The organism is Paracidovorax valerianellae (assembly GCF_900102625.1).
Taxonomy (GTDB): Bacteria; Pseudomonadota; Gammaproteobacteria; order Burkholderiales; family Burkholderiaceae_C; genus Paracidovorax; species Paracidovorax valerianellae.
On the sequence record NZ_FMZC01000009.1, the window covers coordinates 20,359 to 40,983 of the forward strand.

Genomic DNA, 20,625 nt, shown 5'->3' on the forward strand with positions numbered 1-20,625 from the left:
ACCGGTTGGAGTGTAGATCAACCTTGTTTTAAAATGAAACCACTTTGCGGACTGCCGTGCCGCGCCATCCAGAAAGGTCCCCGCGTGGCCCAGCGAAAAAGCCTTGCCGATTCCCCCTGCCCCGTTGCCCGGTCGCTCGACATCGTGGGCGACCGCTGGTCGATGCTGATCGTGAGGGACGCGTTCGATGGCCTGCGCCGCTTCGGCGAGTTCCAGGCCAGCCTGGGTGTGGCGCGCAACATCCTGAGCGATCGCCTGCGGACGCTGGTGGAAGAAGGGGTGCTGGCCATCGGGCCGGCATCGGACGGCAGCGCCTATCAGGAATACGTGCTCACCGCCAAGGGCGAAGCGCTGTTCCCCGTGGTGGTGGCCATGCGGCAGTGGGGCGAAGCACACCTGTACGCCCGCGGCGAAAAGCATTCGGTGCTGATCGACCGCGCCACGGGCAAACCGGTCGCCAAGGCGCTGCCGCGGCGCGAAGATGGTCGGGTGCTTCGGCCGGCGGACACGCTCGTCAAGAAGGTGCGCGCACCCGGCTGATGCGTTCGATGCGGCTCACGCAGCGGATGCGTGTGGCGCGTTGCTATTTTTTGGCGAGGCGGCCGCCCGCCAGGTTCCTCACGCTGAAGCCCCCGGCCGCTGTGGAGAGGGCTTCAGCCGGCAGCGCAGTCCGCGTTGCCGGCTGGGGTGTGTGCCAGTGTCAGCAGGGCACGCCGTTGCGTTCGATCAGCCAGGCCGGTGCATCTTGCAGCGCCACGGGGCGCAGGAAGCGGTCCATCGCCGCGTAGCCGACGGATGTGGTGAACGGTGCGGTGCTGGCGGGGTAGGGGCCGCCGTGCATCTGCGCGCCCGTCACGGCCACGCCGGTGGGCACGCCCGTGAACAGTACGCGGCCGGCCACTTGCGCGGCGGCGCGCACCAGCGTGCGGTGCTCGGCCGTGTCGGCCTCGGCGCCCCACACGGTGACGGTGAGCGAGCCGCCGATGGCGTTCAGCACCGCCACGGTTTCATCGATGGACGCCACGCGCACTACCAGGGCGGCGGAGCCGAACACTTCTTCGTGCAGCGCGTGGTCGGCGATGAAGTCGGCCGCCTGCACTTCGCCCAGGAACGGACGCGGCGTGGCGCCGGCCTCGGCCGTTTCGCTCACCAGGGCCTTCAGCTTGCCGTGGCTGCGCCAGGCGGCCACGCCCCGGTCGAACGCACCGCGGATGCCGGACGTCAGCATGGCGTGGGGCGCCAAGGGGCGCAGCTTGTCCGCCAGCGCCTGCACGAAGGCATCGCCGGAGGCGTCCTTGCGCACGACGATCACGCCGGGGCTGGTGCAGAACTGGCCCGAGCCGAGGCAGATGGAGCCGGCCAGCGTTTCTGCCAGGGCGGCGCCGTTGGCTTCCAGCGCGGCGGGCAGCGCCACCAGCGGGTTCACCGAACCCAGCTCGCCGTAGAACGGGATGGGGCGGGGCCGCTCGCTCGCCACCTTGGCCAGAGCGGTGCCGCCCTTGAACGACCCGGTGAAGGCCACGGCCGTGATCGCGGGGGCCTGCACCAGGCGCACGCCGGCATCGATCGAGCCGCCCTGCACCAGTTGGAACACGCCGGCCGGCAGACCGCGTGCGGCCACCACGGCCTGCGCCAGCGCGGCCGTCTGGCGGGAGAGTTCGGGGTGCGCGGGGTGCGCCTTGACGACGACCGGGCAGCCGGCCGCCAGGGCCGAGGCCGTGTCGCCGCCCAGCACCGAGAACGCGAACGGGAAGTTGCTGGCCGAGAACATGGCGACCGGGCCCACGGGCACGCGCACGCGGGTCAGGCGGGGGCGACCGGCAGGCGGTGCGCCGGCCACGGCCGCGTCGTCCAGCACGGTGTGCGCGGTGCCGCGCTCCACCACGTCGGCAAAGCCGCGCAGCTGGAAGGCCGTGCGGTCGAGCTCGCCGTTCAGGCGCACGGGGCCCAGGCCGCTTTCGCGGTCGGCCACGGGCACCAGGGTTTCGCGCTGGGCTTCCAGGGCCTCGGCCAGCGCGCGCAGCAGGGCGGCGCGGTCGGCGGCCGAGGTGGCGGCGAAGGCGGCGGCCGCACTGGCGGCAGCGGCCACGGCGGCGTCGATCTCGGCCGGATTGGATTCGGGCCAGGCGGCGCCGTGGGGTTGGCCCGTGCGGGCGTCGATGGATTGCAGGGTGTGGTCGGGCATGGGGTTTCCTGAAAAGGGCGAAGGCCGGGGCGGCCTGCTTGTCTCACTGAATGGAATCGATCCCCGAAAGACGCCAGCGCGCCAGCGAGGGCCTGCCATCGTAATGAAGAGGGCGCCGCCTAGAATGCCCCGCAACGTTCCGCCGCGAGTGCCGGCGGCCATCAGTTCCAACATTTGAGACAAACATGGGCGCATCGCCTGGAGACGGCACTGCCGCGCTGGAAAAAGCCCTGGACTTGCTGGAGGCCGTGGGCTCGTCGCCCGAGGGCCTGAGCCACGCCGAACTGGCCGCGCGCCTGGCGCTGCCGCGCACCACGGCCTACCGGCTGCTGGCCACGCTGGTGGCGCGCGGCATGCTGCGGCGCGACCCGCTGCGCAAGGTGTACTGCCTGGGCGTGCGCTGCTTCGAGCTGTCGCGCCAGGCCCATGCCATGCCCGACCTGGCCGCCGCCGCCGTGCTGGAGCTGCGCACACTGCGCGACCTGACGGGCGAAACCACCTACCTGGCCGCGCTGGACGGGCGCGACGTGGTGTCGCTGGACCGCTGCGACGGCGCGCACAGCCAGCGCTCGGCCAGCGCGCTGGGCCAGCGCAAACCGGTGCACTGCACGAGCCAGGGCAAGGCGATCCTCTCGGCCATGGACGCCACGGCGCGCGACACGCTCGTTCGCGGGCTGGTGCTGCGCCCGCTAACGCCCCGCACGCTGACCGACCGCCGCCGGCTGCTGGCCGAGTTGCGCGTGACGGCGGCGCGCGGCTATGCCATCGACGACGAAGAAATTGTGCCGGGCGTGCGCTGCGTGGGGGCGCCCATCGTCGATGGCCTGGGGCAGGTGCGCGGCGCGCTCAGCGTGGCGGGACCGGCATGGCGCCTCACGCCCGAGCGGCTGGAACTGCTGGGCCCCGAAGTGGCCGAAGCCGCCCGGCGCGTGGGCGCGCAGTTGCCCGGCCTGCGCGCGGCCCTGGGCGATGCCGAGGCCCGCCCCGTGGCCGGGCCCTGGGCGTTCCACGGCGCGCACCCGCGCTGGTGTGCAGCCAGCGGCCGGCTCTTCTGGGCCGACACCCTGGCGCCCGCGCTGCGCTCCATGGGCCCTGGCGATGAGGGCGATGCGCTCTGGGCCGAAACCGATGGACCCGTGCACGGACTGCTGCTGGGGCAGGGAGCGGTTTCAGGCGGCACGGCCCCATCGCCCATCGCCTGGTGCGCCCGCGGGGCGTTCGCGCTGCCGCCCGGCGGCCCGGCCGAGCGCTTGGCCGAATGGCCGGCGCTGCCCGCCCAGGCCGTGTGCGAGGGCAACGACGGCGAACTGTGGCTCGCCCGCGAAACGCCCGAAGGCGGCAGCGACGTGGGCTGCCTGCGGCCGGGCGCCGCGCTGGACGTGCGCTGGCGCCTGGCGGAGCCCGTGCAATGCCTGCGCTGGCGGGCGGCCGACGGCACGCTCTGGGCCACGGTGCCGGACACCGGCGCCATCCTGTCGCTGCAGCCCGAAACCGGGGCCATGCGCCGCCTGGTCACGGTGCCCAAGGGCTCGGGCCGGGTCAGTGGGCTGGCGCTGGATGCCGATGGGGGCGTGTGGACCGCGCTGCGCGACGGCTGGAGCGTGGTGCGCTTTCTGCCCGATGGCAGCCTGGACCGCGTCGTCGCCCTGCCGGTGCCGACGCCCACCGATGTGGAACTGGGTGGTGCGGACGGCCGGCGGCTCTTCATCACCAGCGCGCGACAGCCGGTTCCGCTCGATGTGCTGGCCAAGGCGCCGCTGTCCGGCCGCCTGTTCAAAGTCGCCGTGTAAGGGTTTCCGTCGTTTTGTTCCCTCATTGACGGTCTTTTATTGAAACAAAAGGTTGTAAATGAAACGCCGCCAGAGGGCGCCAGGGCGTGCCGTTACTTTGTAAAGCTCATCGGTGCAGGGCATTGCAGGCTGATACAACTGGATGCACCTGATCGGTGCATGCCATCGACCCGCAAAGCTTGCGTGAAACAATTTCCGTCTGCCCGGTCCTCAGCGACTGCACAGGGGGTGAAAGCCACCTCCCGGGCGCGGCATCTGGCGCCAAGGCCAGTGCGATTTCCTCAGACCCTCAACGAAAGCATTTCCATGAAGAAGTTCTCACTCAGCGCCGTCGCGCTCGCTTTGCTGCTGGCAGGTTGCGCCACCACGGGTGACGGCAGCAAGAGCTCGTCGGGCACGTCGGCCGTCTCCAGCGTCCTGGGTGCCGCCACCGCCGGCGGTTCCGGCTCGAGCAGCAACGAGAACAAGGCCGGCGCCGCGCTGGACATCTTCAAGGCCGTGACCGTGTCCGACGAAGAGCTCAAGACGGTTTCGCTGCAGTACCGCAACTACGAAGACCGCACCGAAAGCGCCGCCGCGGCCAACAACAAATACGCCCAGCGCCTGGCGCGCCTGACCAAGAAGCACGTGAACGAAGACGGCATGAAGCTGAACTTCAAGGTCTACCTCAGCAAGGACGTGAATGCCAACGCCACGGCCGACGGCTCCATCCGCGTGTATGCCGGCCTGATGGACATGATGAACGACCAGGAACTGCTGGGCGTGATCGGCCACGAAATTGGCCACGTGAAGCTGCAGCACTCGCTGTCCGCCATGCGCACGGCCTATATGGCCTCCGCCGGCCGCAAGGCCGCTTCCGCCGCGGGCGGTGTGGGCCGCCTGGCCGACACGGACCTGGGCGCCCTGGGCGAAAAGCTGGTGAACAGCCAGTTCTCGCAAAGCCAGGAAACCGCTGCCGACGACTACGGCCTCGCTTTCATGAAGAAGCACAAGTACAAGGTGCAGGCCATGGAATCGGCCTTCCGCAAGATCGCCTCGCTGAGCGGCAAGAGCGGCGGCATGGACGCCATGCTGTCCACCCACCCCGACGCGGGCGGCCGTGCGGACCGCATGCGCGACCTGGCATCGGCCAAGTGATCGCCAGCGCCTGAAGCGCTGACAAGGTCCTGATCAAGGGCGGCGGGCGAAAGCCCTGCCGCCCTTTTTCCATGGGGCCGCCTGCTGCGGGCTAAACCGTCCCTGCCGCCGGAGGTGTTTTCCTACGCCCCCGCGCCACCCCCCTCGCTAGAGTGGAGAGCCTTGTTTCACTTTCCGAGAAGGACTCCAACATGCGTGTGGACATCTATCGCCGAGCCGAACCCGATGGCAAGTTCTCCCACCTCGCCGTGCCCGAAGGTCGGGCCATTCCCCAAGAGGCGATCAATGTGGACTGGGACACCGAAGCCCGCGGCCAGGAGATGGACGAGAACGCTGACCACTGGGACGACTACGGCATCCCGCAACCGGCCGCGCAGATCGAAGAAAAGGGCTATGCCATCACCAGCGTGCGCGAACTGACCGACTGACCCGTTCACGCTCTCTTTGAAAAAGCCGCCGCAGGCCCCTGCCGGCGGCTTTGTCCATTCGGGGACGCCCACCCGGTGACAGCGGCGGTGGCGCACGCTACGCTGCGGCGCCATGGAGACAAAAAACACCCCCCCTTTCGTTCCCCAGATCCGCCTGTACCAGGATTGGCTGCAGGCCCGCCACGGTCTCGCCTTTGCCGACTACGACGCGCTCTGGCGGTGGTCCGTCACCGATCTTGACGCCTTCTGGCAGAGCATCTGGGACTACTTCGATCTGCAGTCGCCCACCCCGCACACGGCCGTGCTGGCGCGCAACGCGATGCCCGGCGCGGTGTGGTTTCCGGGCGCGCAGGTCAACTACGCGCGCCAGGTGCTGCGCCATGTGGACCCGGCCCATGCCGCGGGCCTGCCCGCTGTGGTGAGCCGCAACGAGCGCGGCCTGCACCGCGAACTGTCGTGGCCCGAGCTGCGCCGCCAGGTGGCCTCGCTGGCGCTGCACCTGCGCCGCCAGGGCGTGCGGCGCGGCGACCGGGTGGCCGCCTACCTGCCCAACATTCCCGAAGCCATGGTGGCGCTGCTGGCCACCGCCAGCCTGGGCGCGGTGTGGAGCGTGTGCGCGCCCGACATGGGCACCGCCGCCGTGCTGGACCGCTTTCAGCAGATCGCGCCCAAGGTGCTGATCACGGTGGATGGCGTCACTTACGGCGGGCGCGACCACGACCGCACGGGCGTGCTGGCCGAGCTGCGTGCGGCGCTGCCGTCGGTCCAGCACGTGGTGGTGATCCACCATCTGCACGCTCCTGAAACCATAGCGGACACGGCAGATTATTCGGCGGCGAGCGGCCAAAACGATGCCGAAGTGGCGGCGTTCGAGCCCGAGTGGCTGCCCTTCGACCACCCGCTGTGGATCGTCTATTCCAGCGGCACCACCGGCCTGCCCAAGCCCATCGTGCACGGCCATGGCGGCATGGTGCTGGTGGCGCTGCAGCTCAAGAGCCTGCACAACGACATCGGCTGCAGCTACGAGCCCAATTCGTTCGGCGAGCGCTACCACTGGTACAGCTCGACCGGCTGGGTGATGTGGAACGCGCAGGTGAGCGGCCTGCTCGCGGGCACGACCTGCGTGATCTACGACGGCAACCCCGGCGGCAGCCGCGAGCGGCCCGATTGGGGCATGCTCTGGCGCTTCGCCGCCGAGACGGGCGTGACGTTCTTCGGCGCCGGCGCGGCGTTCTATGCCAACTGCATGAAGTCGGGCCTGTCGCTGGCGGACTGCGGCGACCTGTCGCGCGTGCGGGCGCTGGGCACCACGGGCTCGCCGCTCGCGCCCGAGGTGCAGGCCTGGGGCACGGCGCAGTTCCGCGCGCTGGGCGTGCGCCCGGGGCATGCCGATGGCGACATCTGGTGGAACAACATCTCGGGCGGCACCGATTTTTGCGGCGCCTTCATCGGCGGGCACCGCGAGCTGCCCCAGGTGCCCGGCGAGATGCAGTGCCGCATGCTGGGCGCGGCGGTCGAGGCCTGGAACGCCGAAGGCCAGCCCGTGATCGACGAGGTGGGCGAGCTGGTGTGCGCCCAGCCCATTCCCTCGATGCCGCTGTACCTGTGGGGCGACCGGGACCCGGCCAATCCCGTCGCCGCCAATGACGCGGGCGACTTGAACGGCGCCAGCGGCGCGGGCGGCGACCCGCACGGCAGGCGCTACCTTTCGAGCTACTTCGACATGTACCCGCCCGGCCACGGCCGCCGACCCGGCGGCGGCGACGGTCCGGCCGACATGGGCCCGGTCTGGCGCCATGGCGACTGGCTCAAGATCGGCCGCCACGGCGGCTGCGTGATCTATGGCCGCAGCGACGCCACCATCAACCGCCACGGCCTGCGCATGGGCACGAGCGAGATCTACCGCGCGGTCGAATCGCTGCCCGAAGTGCTCGACAGCCTGGTCGTTGATCTGGAAAGCCTGGGCCGCGAGAGCTACATGCCGCTCTTCGTCGCGTTGCGCGAGGGCGCGGTGCTGGACGATGCCTTGCGCGGGCGCATCGCCGCCGCCATCCGCACCGCGCTGTCGCCGCGCTTCGTGCCCGACGAGATCGTTCAGGTGGCCGAAGTGCCGCGCACGCTGACCGGCAAGAAGCAGGAGCTGCCGATCAAGAAGCTGCTGCTGGGCCAGCCGCTGGGGAAGGTCGTCAACCAGGACGCCATGGCCAACCCGGGCTGCCTGCCCTGGTACGTGGCGTTCGCCCAGCAGCGCGCGGCCGGCGCCGCTGCGCCGGAGCGGCTCGCGCCCTCGGCGTAGCGATGTGATCGGGCGCAGGGCCCGCTCGGCCGGTCAGGGAGCCGGTGGGCGGACCCGCACCAGCGTGCTCTTGCCGAACAGGCTTTCCACCAGGTCCACCACCAGCTCGGCCGTCTGGTTGCGGATATCGAGCGCCGGGTTCAGCTCCACGATGTCCAGCGAGGCCAGCCGGCCGGTGTCGGCGATCATTTCCATGCACAGCTGCGCTTCGCGGTAGTTGGGGCCGCCGCGCACCGTGGTGCCGGTGCCGGGGGCGATCTCGGGGTCGAGAAAATCCACGTCGAAGCTCAGGTGCAGGTGCACGTCGTCGCCCGCGTCGCCCTCCAGCCCGTCGAGCGCCCGGCGCATGACCTCGCGCATGCCCAGCTCGTCGATGGAGCGCATGTCGTACACCTCGATGCCCAGTTCGCGGATGAGGCGCTTTTCCTCGTCGTCCACGCTGCGCAGGCCGATCTGGCACAACTCCCCGGCCCGCAGGGCCGGCACCGCGCCGCCCAGGCCGGACAGCGACTCGGGGCCGTAGCCGTAAAGGCTTGCAACGGGAATGCCATGCACGTTGCCGCTCGGCGAGATGGCGGGCGTGTTGCAGTCCGCATGGGCGTCCAGCCAGAGCACCCGCAGGCGCTTGCCCTGCGCGCGGCAGTGGCGCGCCACGGCGCTGATCGATCCCACCGCCAGGTTGTGGTCGCCCCCCAGCAGGATGGGCAGGCGGCCCGCGGCGAACTGCGCCGAGACGGCGTCGTGCACCGACCGGTTCCAGGCCACGCATTCCGCCAGGTTACGCAGCCCGTCGTTGCCGCGCGGGCTTTGCGGGTTGGGCGGCCCGAAGAGGTTGCCCAGGTCTTCCACCTCCACCCCGAAACGCGCCAGCGCCGGGCCCAGCTGGGCGACGCGCAGGGCGTCGGGGCCCATAGCGGCACCGAGGCGCGCCGCCCCGGCGTCGGTGGGAGCCCCGATCAGGGTGGCGCGGGTGTGCGGGGTGGTGTCGTTGGGGGTCATGCGGTCATCTCCTGGCGCAAAGGCCGTGCGGGCGGGGTGCGCCAAAATTTTGCCTGCGATCGCCGGCCGCCATGTAGGCGAGGGGCTGGCAAGGGCGTGCGGCCTGCACGCGGCAGGCCGGTGATGCGGGTGGGAACGGTCGGTGCCGAAGATTCGCTCACGCGGCTTGCGCCAGCGGGCTGCGCGCCGGAGCTGCCGCCGATGCCGCCGATACCGGTGCGCCGGCCGGCGATAGAGCGGCGGCGGGGGATTCGTGCGCGATCCAGGGGCGAAGCTGCGCGTACAGGTCTTTCGGGTCGGCCTGGTCGGGGATCAGTTCCAGCCGCTGCAGCAGCCCGGCGCCGCGGCCCAGCGCGCGCATGGTGCGCAGTGCGGAATAGTCCTCCAGCGCGAAGCCGACGGAGTCGAACACCGTCACCTGGGTGGGCGACATGCGGGCCGGCGCTTGGCCGCGCACCACACGCCAGAACTCGGTCACGGGAAAGTCGGCCGGCATCTGCTGCAGGTCGCCTTCGATGCGGGTCTGGGGCTCGTACTCCACGAACACGCTGCCGGCGCGCAGCACGTCGGCGGCCAGCTCGGTCTTGCCGGGGCAGTCGCCGCCCACCGCATTGATGTGCATGCCGGGCTCGACCATGTCGCCGTGCAGGATGGTGGCGTAGGCCTTGTCGGCGGTGACGGTGGTGACGATGTCCGCTCCGCGCACGGCTTCGGCGGTGCTGGCGCAGCGCACGATGCGCACGTTGCCGCGCTCGACCAGCGGCGCGAGGTTGGCCGCCAGCTTGTCCGTGGCGGCGGGGTCGATGTCGTACAGCCGCAATTCGCTGACGCCCAGCAGCCCCACGAACGCCAGCGCCTGGAACTCGCTTTGTGCGCCGTTGCCGATCAGCGCCATGCTGCGGCTGTCCGGCCGCGCCAGGTGGCGCGCGACCATGGCGGAGGTAGCCGCGGTGCGCAGCGCCGTGGTCAGGGTGAGTTCGCTCAGGAAGGAAGGGTGGCCGGTGGCCACGTCGGCCAGCGCGCCGAAGGCCATCACCGTGGGCAGGCCGCGGCGGGTGTTGACCGGGTGGCCGTTCACGTACTTGAAGGCGTAGTCGCGGGCGTCGGCCACGGGCATGAGTTCAATCACGCCGTTGGGCGAATGGCTGGCGGTGCGCGCGGATTTGTCGAAGTCGTGCCAGCGGGCGTAGTCCTCTTCGATGGCCTGCGCCATGACGCGCAGGCATTCCACCACGCCGGTACGGCCGACGAGTTGCGCGGCGCGCGTGGCGCTCAGGAATTCGGTGGACATGGAGCCGGGGGCGGGGCGTTGATCGGGGGTCATCGGAAAGCTCCTGTCGGTGGGCCGCGCGGCACGACGGGGCGTCGGGCAGCGGCATGGGGAAGAGCGTCCCACAAGGGCGTGGCAATTCAAATCGGCAAAAATGCATGCATAAGCGCAAAAAAATAGCTTTTTGCACAAGGAGTTTGGCGAAATGGACAAGATCGACCAGCAGCTCATCGCGCAACTGCGCCACAACGCCCGCGCCAGCGTCGCCACGCTCGCCACCCGCCTGGGGGTGTCGCGCGGCACGGTGACCAACCGCATCCGCCGGCTGGAGGACACGGGCGTGATCGTCGGCTACACCGTGCGGCTGCGCCCCGAGAGCGAAACCGGCGGCGCGCTGCAGGCCTGGACCAGCATCTCCATCGAGGGCAACGATGCGCGCCGGGTCACGGCTTCACTGCTGGGCGAGCCCAGCGTGCTGGCGCTGCACAGCACCAACGGTCGGTGGGATCTGCTGGCCGAACTGCAGGTGGGCAGCCTGGCGGAGCTGGCGCACGCGCTGGAACGCATCCGCCTCATCAAGGGCATCAGCAACACCGAAACCAGCATCCACCTGGAAACCGTGCGCGCGCCCATCGCCCCGGGCGGCCGCGCGCAGTCGCCTGAACCGTAGGACATGCCTGACGGTGCCCGGCCCCGTGCGCCACCCATAATCCACAGGCATTGCCATTGCGCCACCTGCCGGTGCCGGTCCCTTTTGAGAACCGGCCGCCGGCAACCGTCGCCGCCCACACCAGGAGAGTCCATGTCCCAGCCCACCCCTAAGCGCTTTTCGATGATCCGCGAGTTCCACCTCGCCGACTGGTTCACGCTGGGCAACGCCGTGTGCGGCGTGGGCGCGCTGTTCTCGTCGATGACGTTCCTGGAAAAGGGCGACGTGCGCCATGTGTACTTCGCCTGCGCGCTGGTGCTCGCGGCGCTGATCTTCGACGTGCTGGACGGCCGCATCGCGCGCTGGCGGCAGAAGTCCTCGGCCATGGGGCGCGAGCTCGATTCGCTGGCCGACGTGATCTCGTTCGGCGTGGCCCCGGCCATCATCGCCTACGCCTGCGGCATGCAGGGCATGTACGACCGCATCGTGCTGGCGTATTTCGTGGCCTGCGGGGTTTCGCGGCTGGCGCGCTACAACGTCACCGCCGAAACGCTGTCGGAAGGCTCGGGCAAGGTGAAGTACTTCGAGGGCACGCCGATTCCGACCTCCATCGTGCTCGTGGGGCTGATGGCACTCGCCGCCTCGATGGGCGCGGTCCGCGAGCAGTTGTGGTTCGGCAGCGTGATGCTGGGCGGCTTCACGCTGCACCCGCTGGTGCTGCTGTTCGCGCTGTCGGGCTCGCTCATGATCAGCCGCATCCGGATTCCGAAGTTCTGAAGCTTCGATGGGGGCTGGAATCCAGCAGATATCAAAGTATTTGCTATGAAAATAATAGCTATATACCGTTGAATTCATTGCGCTGGGCCCCGTTTTCATTCAAAGCCTCGGCGCTGGCTGCCTGCCATGCCTCCCGGTTGTAGCCGCCGCAGCGCCGGCGCGGTGAAGCAATCATCCCACGCCGAGGGCGTTCTCCTTTGGTCAGGGCGCCGCGCACGGATACGTCCGGCGACAGGTTCCGGTGGCCCCCAAGTTACACTTCGCGCCTTTGGGCAGCGCCTTTCGCGCTCCCTCCGCTCCCCCTTCTTTCGCACCCCTTTCTCCAATGGCCGTTGACACGGCGGGCCACGCCCGCACCAGCTTTGACCTCAAGAGCGCCCAGCTGCCGGTGGTGGCGGTGGTGCTCAAGACCACCGACGTCGGCGTGCTCGCCGCCGATCTGGCCGCGCGGCTGGAGAGCGATCCGGACTTCTTCGACAACGACCCCGTGCTGATCGACCTGGCCGGCGTGCGCGACGCCGAGGACACCATCGATTTCAGCGCCCTGTGCGCCGCGCTGCGCAGCCACCACACGCTGCCCGTGGCGGTGCGCGGCGGCAGCCCCGCGCAGATGGAGGCCGCCCACACGGCCGGCCTGATCGCCGCGCCCGAGGCGCCCCCGGCCCGTGCGCACGCTCCGGCCGCCGACACCGCGCACGATGAAGCCAGCCCGCTGCCCGGCGTGCGCGAGGTGGTGCGCGAAGTCATCCGCGAGGTCGAAGTGGTGCGCGAAGTGCCCGCTGGCGGCCCGACCACCGTGGTGGTGGACAAGCCGCTGCGCTCGGGCCAGCAGGTGTATGCGCGCGGCGCCGACCTGGTGGTCATGGCGGTGGTGAGCTTCGGGGCCGAGGTGATCGCTGACGGCAACATCCACGTCTACGCGCCGATGCGCGGGCGGGCCATTGCCGGCGCGCGCGGCGATACCAGCGCACGCATCTTCAGCACATGCCTGGAGCCGCAGCTCGTGTCGATCGCAGGCATCTACCGCACCACCGAGACCGAGCTGCCGGACGCCGTGCGCGGCAAGCCCGCCCAGGTGCGCCTGGACGGCGAAAAGCTGCTCATCGAGCCGCTCTGACGCTCTGACAGCGCCTTCTTCTTTCATTCGGACCAACGCAGGAAATTTTCACAACATGGCCAAAATCGTCGTCGTGACCTCCGGCAAGGGTGGCGTGGGCAAGACCACCACCAGTGCCAGCTTCGCATCCGGCCTCGCATTGCGCGGCCACAAGACCGCAGTGATCGACTTCGACGTCGGCCTGCGCAACCTGGACCTCATCATGGGCTGCGAACGCCGCGTGGTGTATGACCTCATCAACGTGATCCAGGGCGAGGCCAACCTGAACCAGGCCCTCATCAAGGACAAGCAGTGCGACAACCTGTTCGTGCTGGCCGCCAGCCAGACGCGCGACAAGGATGCGCTCACGCAGGAAGGCGTCGAGAAGATCCTGAAAGACCTGTCCGGCATGGGCTTCGAATACATCGTCTGCGACTCGCCGGCCGGCATCGAGAGCGGCGCGCTCATGGCCATGCACTTCGCCGACGAGGCGTTGCTGGTGACCAACCCCGAAGTCTCTTCGGTGCGCGATTCCGACCGCATCCTGGGCATGCTGGGCAGCAAGACCAAGCGTGCCATCGAAGGCGGCGAGCCCGTGAAGGAGCACCTGCTCATCACGCGCTACAACCCCAATCGCGTGGAAGACGGGCAGATGCTGTCGCTGGAAGACATCCAGGACATCCTGCGCATCGAACTGATCGGCGTGGTGCCCGAGTCCGAGAACGTGCTGCAGGCCTCCAACCAGGGCACGCCGGCCATCCACATGCAGGGCACCGACGTGTCCGAAGCCTACAAGGACGTGGTGGCCCGCTTCCTCGGCGAGGACAAGCCCCTGCGGTTCATCGACGCGCAGAAGCCCGGCTTCTTCAAGCGCATCTTCGGCGGGAGGTAACGCATGTCCCTGTTGTCTTTCTTGCTGGGCGAGAAAAAGAAGACCGCTTCGGTCGCCAAGGAACGCCTGCAGATCATCCTGGCGCACGAGCGCAATGGCCGCAACGCCTCCACGCCCGACTACCTGCCCGCGCTGCAGCGCGAACTGGTGGCGGTGATCTCCAAATACGTGTCGATCCATGCCGACGACATCAAGGTGCACCTGGAGCGCCAGGACAACCTGGAAGTGCTCGAGGTCAAGATCGAGTTGCCCGACGGCGTGAAATAGCCGCCATAGAGCCGCCCTGAATCAGCGCTGCTTCTGACACCGCGCCGCGGGGCCTGTCGCCAGGCCCGCGGCGTCGTCATTTCTGGGTTTCGGCTTGCACCGCGGGCGCGGCGCCCAGCGGGTGCTCGGTGTAGAACATGCCGCCGTGATAAAGCAGCGGCGATGCGCCCTCGCGGTGGCTGCAGCGCTCCACCTCGCCCACGAAGATCGTGTGGTCGCCCTCCACGTACTGGCTGCGGTTGAAACACTCGAACACCGCGGCCGCGCCTTCCAGCACCGGCGCGCCGGCCACGCCGGGCTGGTGCGCCACGCCGGCCCAGCGGTCCACGCCGCGCGAGGCGAACCGTTCGGCCAGCGCACGCTGGTCGGCGGCCAGCACGTTGATCGCATAGTGGGAGCCGGCCGAGAGGGCTGGCAGGGTGGACGCCTTGTGCGCCAGGCTCCACAGCACCAGCGGGGGCTGCAGCGACACCGAATTGAAGGAACTGGCCGTGAGGCCGATCAGCTCGCCGGCCGCGCCGCGCGCGGTGACGATGGTCACGCCCGTGGCGAACATGCCCAGCGCGTCGCGGAATTCGCGCGTGGAAAAACCGGGCGGACGGGCGGCGATGGGGCGGTGCAGGGGGCTGTTCACGAAGGCGCTGGCGCTGGCGGCCGGGTGGGAGGGGGTCGGCTATTATGGTCCGGCGCCTGCAATGTTGCTGTGGGCGGCGCGGCTCGCACCGTTCTCTTCATGGCCCTTCTACCCACTTTCACCACCCTCGGCTCCGGCCCCACCGTGCTCATGCTGCACGACGCGGACGGCGACCACCTCACCTTCGCGCCCCAGGTCGAAACCCTGGCGACGGCCGGCTACCGCGCCGTGGCCTGGGACATGCCGGGCTACGGCCGCAGCGCCCCCATCGAACCCTACAGCTTCAAGGGCTTGGCACAGAGCTGCGCCATGCTGCTGGATGCGCTGCAGTGCGGCCCGGCCGTGCTGGTCGGCCACGGCCTGGGCGCCATGCTGGCCATCGAGGTGGCGCTGCGCGAGCCCGCGCTGGTGCGCCGCCTGGTGCTGTGCGGCGGCGGGCCGGCGCTGGATGCGCAAAGCCTCGGCGAATGGGTGGCACCGCGCCTGGCCGAGCTGGATGCCGGGCAGTCGATGGAGCAGATCGCCCAGCGGCTGGTGCCGCGGCACATCGGCACCGGGGCCTTGCCCGAGGGCGTGCGGCTGGCCAGCCACGCCATGGGGCAAGTGCACCGGTCGGCCTACCGGCGCGCGCTGGAGGCGCTGCCCACCTTCTCGCGCAGCGCGGCCGAGCTGTCGCGCCTGCACATGCCCGTTTTGCTGCTGGGGGGCGAGCAAGACCGCTGCACCCCGCCCGAAGCCCTGCAGGCGCTGGCCCAGGTGCTGCCCGATGCGCGCCACCTGGACCTGCCCCACGTCGGCCACTGGCCGCAGCTGGAAGACCCGGAGGGCTTCGACGGCGCGCTGCTGGCGTTCCTGGCGGCCTCCGACCGGGTGCTGCATTGAGCGGCGCCGCCCCGGACCGCCGCGCGCCGCGCGGCACGCTCGCCGCCGCCATGCCCTGGCTCCTGCCCCTGGCCGCGGCCCTGGCGCTGTCGTTCATGGGCACGCGCATCTGGAACCCTGATTTGGTGGGCGGAGCGCGCGCGCCCTTGAGCGACGGGCCCGGCGCCGCGCAGGGAACGGTCGCCCCGCGCATGGCGGGCGTCCAGTCCGCCGTGATCGTGCGGCCTCAGCCTTCGGGCGAGCCGGCTTCGGTGGCGCAATCGGCCCAGTCGGCCCGATCTGCCCGTTTGCCGGAGCGGTCCCAGTCACCGTCGCCATCTGCCGTGCCGCGCCCCGCTGGATCGGGCGCCGTAACGCCACCGAAAGCCGCCCAGGCACCGGGTGCAGTGCCTGCCCCGCCCGGCGGCACCGCGCTGGCGGCCGATGCGCCCGACACCGCCTGCCCATTGCTGCTGCCGCGTTTGCCCGGCATCTCCCGTGCGCAGTGCCAGGCCGCACGGCTGGCGCCCAGCGGTGCGGTGTCGCGCAACGGTGTGCCCCTGTTCTGGCGCGACGTGCCACCCGTGGGCGTGGCCCCGAACGTGACGCCGCTGCGGGTGCTGGTGGTGGGCGCCATGCACGGCGACGAGCCCACGGCCGCATCGCTGGCGCTGCGCTGGATCGGGTTCGCCGAGTCGCGCGTGCAGCCCACCCGGCGGCCGGTGCACTGGCGCTTCATTCCGGCGCTCAACCCCGACGGCATGCTCGCCAAGCCCGCCACCCGGGTCAACGCCCGCGGCGTGGACCTGAACCGCAACTTCCCCACGCCCAACTGGGAGCGCGACGCGCCCGTCTACTGGGAAAAGCGCACGCGCCGCGACCCCCGCCGCTGGCCGGGGCCGTCATCGCTGTCCGAGCCGGAGTCGCAGTTCCTGCACACGCAGATGGCGCAGTTCGAGCCCGATCTGGTGGTGAGCATCCACGCGCCCTACGGCGTGCTCGACTTCGACGGCCCGCAGCCCCCGCCCAGCCGGCTGGGCCGTCTGCGGCTGGACCAACTGGGCATCTTCCCGGGGTCGCTCGGGAACTACGGCAGCGTCCACCTGGGACTGCCCGTGGTGACCATCGAACTGCAGCACGAGCTGCGCATGCCCAAGGACGACGAGGTCCGCCTCATGTGGCGCGACCTGCTGCGCTGGATGGACGACCATCTGGCCGTCGTGGACGGGCAGCCATCACCACAAAAATAGCCTCCAGCGCAGATTCAGCTAGGGGAGTGTGCTATTAAAAATGTAGCAGCCGCTGCGATGGCCGCCGCGTCGGCCTGCACCGCGCCGGGCGGGCCGCCCTTGCCCCACAGGGCGCCGCCCCAGGGCATCGACAGAAACTGCGCGCACAGCTGCACCGAATCGATCATCGGCTGCGCCTTGGCGCGGTCGCCGCTGGTGGTGATGAGCCGCAGCGTCTTGGCCGCCATCGGCTCCTTGAACGGCTGGCCGGGAATGCGCATCCAGCCGCTCCAGTGGTCCAGGTAGGTCTTGAGCGGCGACGGAATGCTGTACCAGTAGACCGGCGCGACGAACACGATGTCGGTCGCGGCCAGCGTGGCCTCCAGCAGTGTTTTCATGTCGCCCGTGGGGGCTGGGTACTGCCCGGTGGTGTGGCGCCGGTCCACGAAGGGCGGCAGGTCCATCTGCGCCGGGTTCAGCCAGGTCTGGATGGCGTCTACCGGCAGGGCGGCGGCGGCCTGCCGGGCCAGCCATTCGGTGTTGCCGACGTGGCCGGGCTCGCGGGTCGAGGTAGTGAGAAAGAGGGTGTGGGAAGGCATGGCCGGCATGGTAGCGCCGGCGCAGTGCCTGATTGCTGCCGTTTCAGGCAGTGACTGGCGAGGTCGGCGCCGTGCCGCCACCCGTGCCCTGACCCAGGAAGCCGAAGGCCATGGCCGGGCGTTCGCCGCTGATCAGCTCGGCCACTGCCTTGCCGGAGCCGGCCCCGTGCGTCCAGCCCAGCGTGCCGTGGCCGGCATTGACCCACAGCCGGCCGACGCGCGTGCGGCCGATGAATGGAATGTTGGTGGGCGTGGCCGGGCGCAGGCCGGTCCAGTACTGCGGATTGCCGCCTTCTTCGGGCGTGCGGGTGTCGCACACGCCGGGCAGGATCGCCTCGATGCGGCGCGACAGCATGTGGCAGCGCGCCCGCGCCAGGGGGCTGTCCAGCGACAGGTCGTAGCCGCCCAGCTCGATGGTGCCGGCCACGCGCAGCACGTTGCCCAGGCGGCTCATGGCGATCTTCTTGCCGTCGTCGATGGTCGAGACCAGCGGTGCGCCCTCGGGCCTCCGCAGCGGGAAGGTGGCGCTGTAGCCCTTGCCGGGGTAGATCGGCAGGTCCACGCCCACCGTGCGCAGCAACGGCGCGCTGTACGTGCCGCAGGCCACGACGATCGCCTCGGCGGTGAGGTTTTGGTCTTTTTGGGTTCCAGCGCTGGTACTGCGTGCGCGGACAGCTACGCTTTCGATAGCGCCGCCCGCCTGGTTGAGGCGCACGACGTCGTGGCCGTAGAGGAACTGCGCGCCGCGCTCGGCGCAGCGGCGGGCCAGCTCCTGCGTGAACAGGCGGGCGTCGCCGCTTTCGTCGGTGCTGGTGTAGGTGCGCCGGTGATGTGATCGCCGTAGGCGCGAAAGGCGGGCTCGATCTGCAGCAGCTCGTCGCGACTGACCAGACGGCGCTGCACGCCGTGGCGGCGCATCACCTCGACCGCATGGCCGGCGGCGTCGAACGATTTCTGGTCGGTGTAGAAGTGCGCGATGCCGCGCTCCAGGCGGTGGTATTCGATGCCCGTGGCGCGCACCAAGTCTTTCAGGGCGGCGTGGCTGTAGGCGCCCAGGGCCACGATCTGCTGCACGTTGCGCTCGAACGCCGTGTCATTGCACTGCGCCAGAAATTTGAGGCCCCAGCGCCACTGGTCCCAGTCGAGCTGCGGGCGAAACAGCAGCGGCGCCTCTTTGTCGAACATCCACTTGAGCGCCTTCAGCGGCGCGTCGCGGTTGGCCCAGGGCTCGCAATAGCTCACCGAGATCTGCCCCGCGTTGGCGAAACTCGTTTCCAGCGCCGGGCCGGGCTGGCGGTCCACCACGGTGACTTCATGGCCGCGCTCGAGCAGGTGCCAGGCGGTACTGATGCCGATGATGCCGGCGCCCAAGACGATGGTTTTCATGGGCCGGAGTGTGGATCGCGTTGCGGCGAATTAAAAGCAAAATTAAACTTCCTCCAAATTCATCAGAACGTCTAATGCACGCACGCCCATGAGCAGCTTCGATCCCGCCGCACTGGAATGCCTGGCCGCCATCGTGGAAGAGGGCGGTTTCGAACGCGCCGCCCAGCGCCTGAACGTCACGCAGTCGGCCGTTTCGCAGCGGTTGCGCGCGCTGGAAGCGCAGGTGGGCTCGGTGCTCATCGTGCGCAGCCGGCCCCTCAAGCCCACCACGGCCGGCCAGTTGCTCCTAAAGCACACCAAGCAGTTGCGCCTGCTGCGCGCCGACCTGGAGCGCGACCTGCAGGAACTGGCCCCGAGCGCCCCGGGCGGTGCGCGCGAGGACGAGCGCATCTCGATCGCCATCAACGCCGACAGCATCGCCACCTGGGCGCTGGAAGCGCTGCACGACCTGGTGCGCCAGCGCCTGCCGGTCGAAATCATCGTGGACGACCAGGATTTCACGCAGGAATGGCTGCGTTCAGGCCAGGTGCTGGGCTGCGTGACCACCCTCAAGCAGGCTTTGCGCGGCTGCAAGGTCGTGCCGCTCGGGGCCATGCACTACGTGGCGGTGGCGTCGCCAGCGCTGGCGGCGCGGTATTTGCCGCAGGGGCTCACGCCGCACAATTTCCGCGACGTGCCGTTCCTGTCGTTCAACCGCAAGGACGACATGCAGGCCGAGTTCGTGATGCGCGCCTTCGGCCTGAAGCGGGTGGCGCTACACCACCTGTTCGTGCCCAGCTCCGAAGGCCAGGTGCGCGCTGCCACCGCCGGCTGGGGCGCGGGCGTGGTGCCCGAACTGCTGGTGCGCGGTGCGCTGGCCGACGGCAGCCTGATCGATCTGGCGCCGGGGCACTCGCTGCCGATTCAGCTCTACTGGCACTGCTGGAACCTCGAATCCGAGGTGCTGGACGCGCTGTCCGAAGCGCTGACCAGCACGGCGGCCCGCATGCTGGCGGTCTGACCCCCGGGCGGTCCCGGTACCGGGGCCGGCACGCTCTCGCTAAGATGCGCCGCATGAATACGCCCCCGCCCCGCCCGTCCTTCAAGGCGCAGATGCACCAGGCACGGGAAGAAGCCATCGTGGCCGCCGCAGGCCGGCTGCTCGGCGAAAAGGGCTTCGAGGCCATGACGCTGGACGAAGTGGCCGCCCAGGTGGGCGTGGCCAAGGCCAGCCTGTACAAGCACTTCGCCGGCAAGGACGACCTGTGCGCCGCCGCCATGGTGCACGCCGTGGACCGGCTGCAACGGTTTTTGCAGGGCGTGCCGCCTGGCCAGTCGGCCATCGAACGGCTGCAGGCGCTGCTGCGCTGGATGCTCTCGCTGCAGCTGACCGATGAGATGCCCTTGCTTTTGAGCCGCAACTCCGGTTTGGCCGGGCCGCTGCGCGACTGCGAGCGCTACCAGGCCGCGCTGCAGGCCGCCAGCGCGGAGATCACCACCTGGATCGTCGAGGCCCAGCAGGCCGGCCAGTTGAGCGCGCAGTGGCCGCCCGATGTCGTGCTGTGGGCGCTGCTGGCCCGCTCGGCCGATCCGCTGCCGGCCATGCTGCGCGCGACCGGCCAGTACAGCGACGCGCGCATCCTCGACTGCGCGGTGGAAACCTGTTTCGGCGGCCTGGCCGCGCGCCCGGCCTGAGGCGGCGGGCACGCCGGTGACCGGGAAGGTCAGCGCACCAGCAACACCGGGACGTGGCTGTTGGCCAGCACCTGCGTGCTGACCGAGCCCATCACCAGTTTGCCGAGCGCACCGTGGCCGTGCGAGCCCATCACGAGCAGGTCGAACTTGCCGCCGTCGGCCACTTTGCCCAGTGTTTCGCCCACCGGGCCGGTCTTCACGATGCGCTGAGCGGCGACGCCCCGGCGCGCGAGGAACTTGACCACCGGTCCGATGATTTTCTCGGCCTCTTCAGCGTGGTATTTGTCGACGGTTTCCTTGCCCAGGGCCGCCCGCGCGCGGGGCGGAAGGGCGGGTTGCACGGTGACCACGGTGTAGTCGTGCGTGCCGGCCAGGAGTTCCTCGTGGGTGGCGAGGTAGGCGAGCATTTTCTTGGTGTACGGGCTGCCGTCGACGGCAAGGAGGATGTTCATGAAG

The 20,625-nt window shown here is 69.9% G+C and carries 20 protein-coding genes and 1 pseudogene; 14 read left to right on the top strand and 7 right to left on the bottom strand.

All coding sequences use genetic code 11. From position 1 onward, the window contains the following. The first annotated feature begins 84 nt into the window (after positions 1-84). On the top strand, positions 85-540 hold the full coding sequence (locus tag BLT03_RS14470; protein WP_092744601.1) for a winged helix-turn-helix transcriptional regulator: 456 nt from the start codon (positions 85-87) through the stop codon (positions 538-540). A gap of 160 nt (positions 541-700) precedes the next feature. Here the strand turns inward: BLT03_RS14470 and BLT03_RS14475 are convergent, their stop codons facing one another. Beyond that, positions 701-2,185 (bottom strand): aldehyde dehydrogenase (NADP(+)), encoded by a 1,485-nt coding sequence (locus tag BLT03_RS14475; RefSeq protein WP_092744477.1) that lies wholly within the window; start codon positions 2,183-2,185, stop codon positions 701-703. 185 nt (positions 2,186-2,370) lie between these two features. Between BLT03_RS14475 and BLT03_RS14480 the strand changes: the two genes are divergently transcribed. From BLT03_RS14480 to BLT03_RS14495, 4 genes are all read left to right on the top strand, one after another. Further along, a complete protein-coding gene (locus BLT03_RS14480) occupies positions 2,371-3,975 on the top strand; it encodes an IclR family transcriptional regulator domain-containing protein (protein WP_092744478.1) in 1,605 nt (534 codons plus the stop codon). A gap of 306 nt (positions 3,976-4,281) precedes the next feature. Next, complete coding sequence (locus tag BLT03_RS14485) at positions 4,282-5,112, top strand: M48 family metallopeptidase (protein WP_092744479.1); 831 nt, start codon at positions 4,282-4,284, stop codon at positions 5,110-5,112. Positions 5,113-5,303: 191 nt separating this feature from the next. Next, positions 5,304-5,540, top strand: a complete 237-nt coding sequence (locus BLT03_RS14490) for a DUF6139 family protein (RefSeq protein ID WP_092744480.1) — start codon at positions 5,304-5,306, stop codon at positions 5,538-5,540. 112 nt (positions 5,541-5,652) lie between these two features. Next, positions 5,653-7,836 (top strand): acetoacetate--CoA ligase, encoded by a 2,184-nt coding sequence (locus BLT03_RS14495; RefSeq protein WP_092744481.1) that lies wholly within the window; start codon positions 5,653-5,655, stop codon positions 7,834-7,836. Between the two features lie 33 nt (positions 7,837-7,869). Here the strand turns inward: BLT03_RS14495 and rocF are convergent, their stop codons facing one another. Further along, a complete protein-coding gene (rocF, locus tag BLT03_RS14500; protein ID WP_092744482.1) occupies positions 7,870-8,835 on the bottom strand; it encodes an arginase in 966 nt (321 codons plus the stop codon). 157 nt (positions 8,836-8,992) lie between these two features. After that, the gene (gene ocd / locus BLT03_RS14505) at positions 8,993-10,159 is read right to left on the bottom strand and encodes an ornithine cyclodeaminase (protein WP_092744483.1); all 1,167 of its coding nucleotides are present in this window, start codon (positions 10,157-10,159) and stop codon (positions 8,993-8,995) included. Positions 10,160-10,310: 151 nt separating this feature from the next. Between ocd and BLT03_RS14510 the strand changes: the two genes are divergently transcribed. The 5 genes from BLT03_RS14510 (at position 10,311) to minE (ending at position 13,786) form a co-directional block, all read left to right on the top strand. Beyond that, positions 10,311-10,775, top strand: coding sequence for an Lrp/AsnC family transcriptional regulator (locus BLT03_RS14510; protein ID WP_092744484.1), 465 nt, complete (start codon positions 10,311-10,313; stop codon positions 10,773-10,775). Positions 10,776-10,907: 132 nt separating this feature from the next. Further along, on the top strand, positions 10,908-11,531 hold the full coding sequence (gene pssA / locus BLT03_RS14515) for a CDP-diacylglycerol--serine O-phosphatidyltransferase (protein ID WP_092744485.1): 624 nt from the start codon (positions 10,908-10,910) through the stop codon (positions 11,529-11,531). Positions 11,532-11,856: 325 nt separating this feature from the next. Beyond that, positions 11,857-12,648 carry a septum site-determining protein MinC gene (gene minC / locus BLT03_RS14520; RefSeq protein WP_092744486.1) on the top strand — a complete coding sequence of 264 codons (792 nt, stop codon included), beginning with the start codon at positions 11,857-11,859 and terminating at the stop codon, positions 12,646-12,648. Between the two features lie 55 nt (positions 12,649-12,703). Continuing rightward, on the top strand, positions 12,704-13,519 hold the full coding sequence (gene minD / locus BLT03_RS14525) for a septum site-determining protein MinD (protein WP_092744487.1): 816 nt from the start codon (positions 12,704-12,706) through the stop codon (positions 13,517-13,519). A gap of 3 nt (positions 13,520-13,522) precedes the next feature. Continuing rightward, positions 13,523-13,786, top strand: coding sequence for a cell division topological specificity factor MinE (gene minE / locus BLT03_RS14530; protein ID WP_092744488.1), 264 nt, complete (start codon positions 13,523-13,525; stop codon positions 13,784-13,786). Positions 13,787-13,862: 76 nt separating this feature from the next. Here the strand turns inward: minE and BLT03_RS14535 are convergent, their stop codons facing one another. After that, the gene (locus tag BLT03_RS14535) at positions 13,863-14,420 is read right to left on the bottom strand and encodes a flavin reductase family protein (protein ID WP_092744489.1); all 558 of its coding nucleotides are present in this window, start codon (positions 14,418-14,420) and stop codon (positions 13,863-13,865) included. Between the two features lie 99 nt (positions 14,421-14,519). On the opposite strand from BLT03_RS14535, the gene BLT03_RS14540 reads away from it, so the two are divergent. Together BLT03_RS14540 and BLT03_RS14545 are read left to right on the top strand one after the other, a co-directional pair. Further along, a complete protein-coding gene (locus BLT03_RS14540) occupies positions 14,520-15,302 on the top strand; it encodes an alpha/beta fold hydrolase (RefSeq protein ID WP_092744602.1) in 783 nt (260 codons plus the stop codon). Continuing rightward, positions 15,299-16,531 carry a M14 family zinc carboxypeptidase gene (locus BLT03_RS14545; protein ID WP_245711401.1) on the top strand — a complete coding sequence of 411 codons (1,233 nt, stop codon included), beginning with the start codon at positions 15,299-15,301 and terminating at the stop codon, positions 16,529-16,531. The genes BLT03_RS14540 and BLT03_RS14545 overlap by 4 nt, the downstream gene beginning before the upstream one ends. A 14-nt stretch (positions 16,532-16,545) precedes the next feature. Here the strand turns inward: BLT03_RS14545 and BLT03_RS14550 are convergent, their stop codons facing one another. Together BLT03_RS14550 and BLT03_RS14555 are read right to left on the bottom strand one after the other, a co-directional pair. Beyond that, positions 16,546-17,118, bottom strand: coding sequence for a flavodoxin family protein (locus BLT03_RS14550; protein WP_092744490.1), 573 nt, complete (start codon positions 17,116-17,118; stop codon positions 16,546-16,548). Positions 17,119-17,152: 34 nt separating this feature from the next. Then, positions 17,153-18,495 (bottom strand): annotated as a pseudogene (locus BLT03_RS14555) (D-amino acid dehydrogenase). Between the two features lie 88 nt (positions 18,496-18,583). On the opposite strand from BLT03_RS14555, the gene BLT03_RS14560 reads away from it, so the two are divergent. Then, entirely contained in the window at positions 18,584-19,495 is a 912-nt protein-coding gene (locus tag BLT03_RS14560) for a LysR family transcriptional regulator ArgP (protein WP_092744491.1), read from the top strand. Between the two features lie 53 nt (positions 19,496-19,548). Continuing rightward, positions 19,549-20,169, top strand: a complete 621-nt coding sequence (locus BLT03_RS14565) for a TetR/AcrR family transcriptional regulator (RefSeq protein WP_175537764.1) — start codon at positions 19,549-19,551, stop codon at positions 20,167-20,169. 29 nt (positions 20,170-20,198) lie between these two features. On the opposite strand, the gene BLT03_RS14570 is transcribed toward BLT03_RS14565, so the two are convergent. Further along, positions 20,199-20,621, bottom strand: coding sequence for a universal stress protein (locus BLT03_RS14570; protein ID WP_092744492.1), 423 nt, complete (start codon positions 20,619-20,621; stop codon positions 20,199-20,201). Between the last annotated feature and the right edge of the window lie 4 nt (positions 20,622-20,625).

Coding starts and splice junctions, on each gene's coding strand:
- BLT03_RS14475 (WP_092744477.1), bottom strand. CDS start 2,185: ATGCCCGACCACACCCTGCAATCCATCGACGCCCGCACGGGCCAACCC.
- BLT03_RS14480 (WP_092744478.1), top strand. CDS start 2,371: ATGGGCGCATCGCCTGGAGACGGCACTGCCGCGCTGGAAAAAGCCCTG.
- BLT03_RS14485 (WP_092744479.1), top strand. CDS start 4,282: ATGAAGAAGTTCTCACTCAGCGCCGTCGCGCTCGCTTTGCTGCTGGCA.
- BLT03_RS14490 (WP_092744480.1), top strand. CDS start 5,304: ATGCGTGTGGACATCTATCGCCGAGCCGAACCCGATGGCAAGTTCTCC.
- BLT03_RS14495 (WP_092744481.1), top strand. CDS start 5,653: ATGGAGACAAAAAACACCCCCCCTTTCGTTCCCCAGATCCGCCTGTAC.
- rocF (WP_092744482.1), bottom strand. CDS start 8,835: ATGACCCCCAACGACACCACCCCGCACACCCGCGCCACCCTGATCGGG.
- ocd (WP_092744483.1), bottom strand. CDS start 10,159: ATGACCCCCGATCAACGCCCCGCCCCCGGCTCCATGTCCACCGAATTC.
- BLT03_RS14510 (WP_092744484.1), top strand. CDS start 10,311: ATGGACAAGATCGACCAGCAGCTCATCGCGCAACTGCGCCACAACGCC.
- pssA (WP_092744485.1), top strand. CDS start 10,908: ATGTCCCAGCCCACCCCTAAGCGCTTTTCGATGATCCGCGAGTTCCAC.
- minC (WP_092744486.1), top strand. CDS start 11,857: ATGGCCGTTGACACGGCGGGCCACGCCCGCACCAGCTTTGACCTCAAG.
- minD (WP_092744487.1), top strand. CDS start 12,704: ATGGCCAAAATCGTCGTCGTGACCTCCGGCAAGGGTGGCGTGGGCAAG.
- minE (WP_092744488.1), top strand. CDS start 13,523: ATGTCCCTGTTGTCTTTCTTGCTGGGCGAGAAAAAGAAGACCGCTTCG.
- BLT03_RS14540 (WP_092744602.1), top strand. CDS start 14,520: ATGGCCCTTCTACCCACTTTCACCACCCTCGGCTCCGGCCCCACCGTG.
- BLT03_RS14550 (WP_092744490.1), bottom strand. CDS start 17,118: ATGCCGGCCATGCCTTCCCACACCCTCTTTCTCACTACCTCGACCCGC.
- BLT03_RS14560 (WP_092744491.1), top strand. CDS start 18,584: ATGAGCAGCTTCGATCCCGCCGCACTGGAATGCCTGGCCGCCATCGTG.
- BLT03_RS14565 (WP_175537764.1), top strand. CDS start 19,549: ATGAATACGCCCCCGCCCCGCCCGTCCTTCAAGGCGCAGATGCACCAG.
- BLT03_RS14570 (WP_092744492.1), bottom strand. CDS start 20,621: ATGAACATCCTCCTTGCCGTCGACGGCAGCCCGTACACCAAGAAAATG.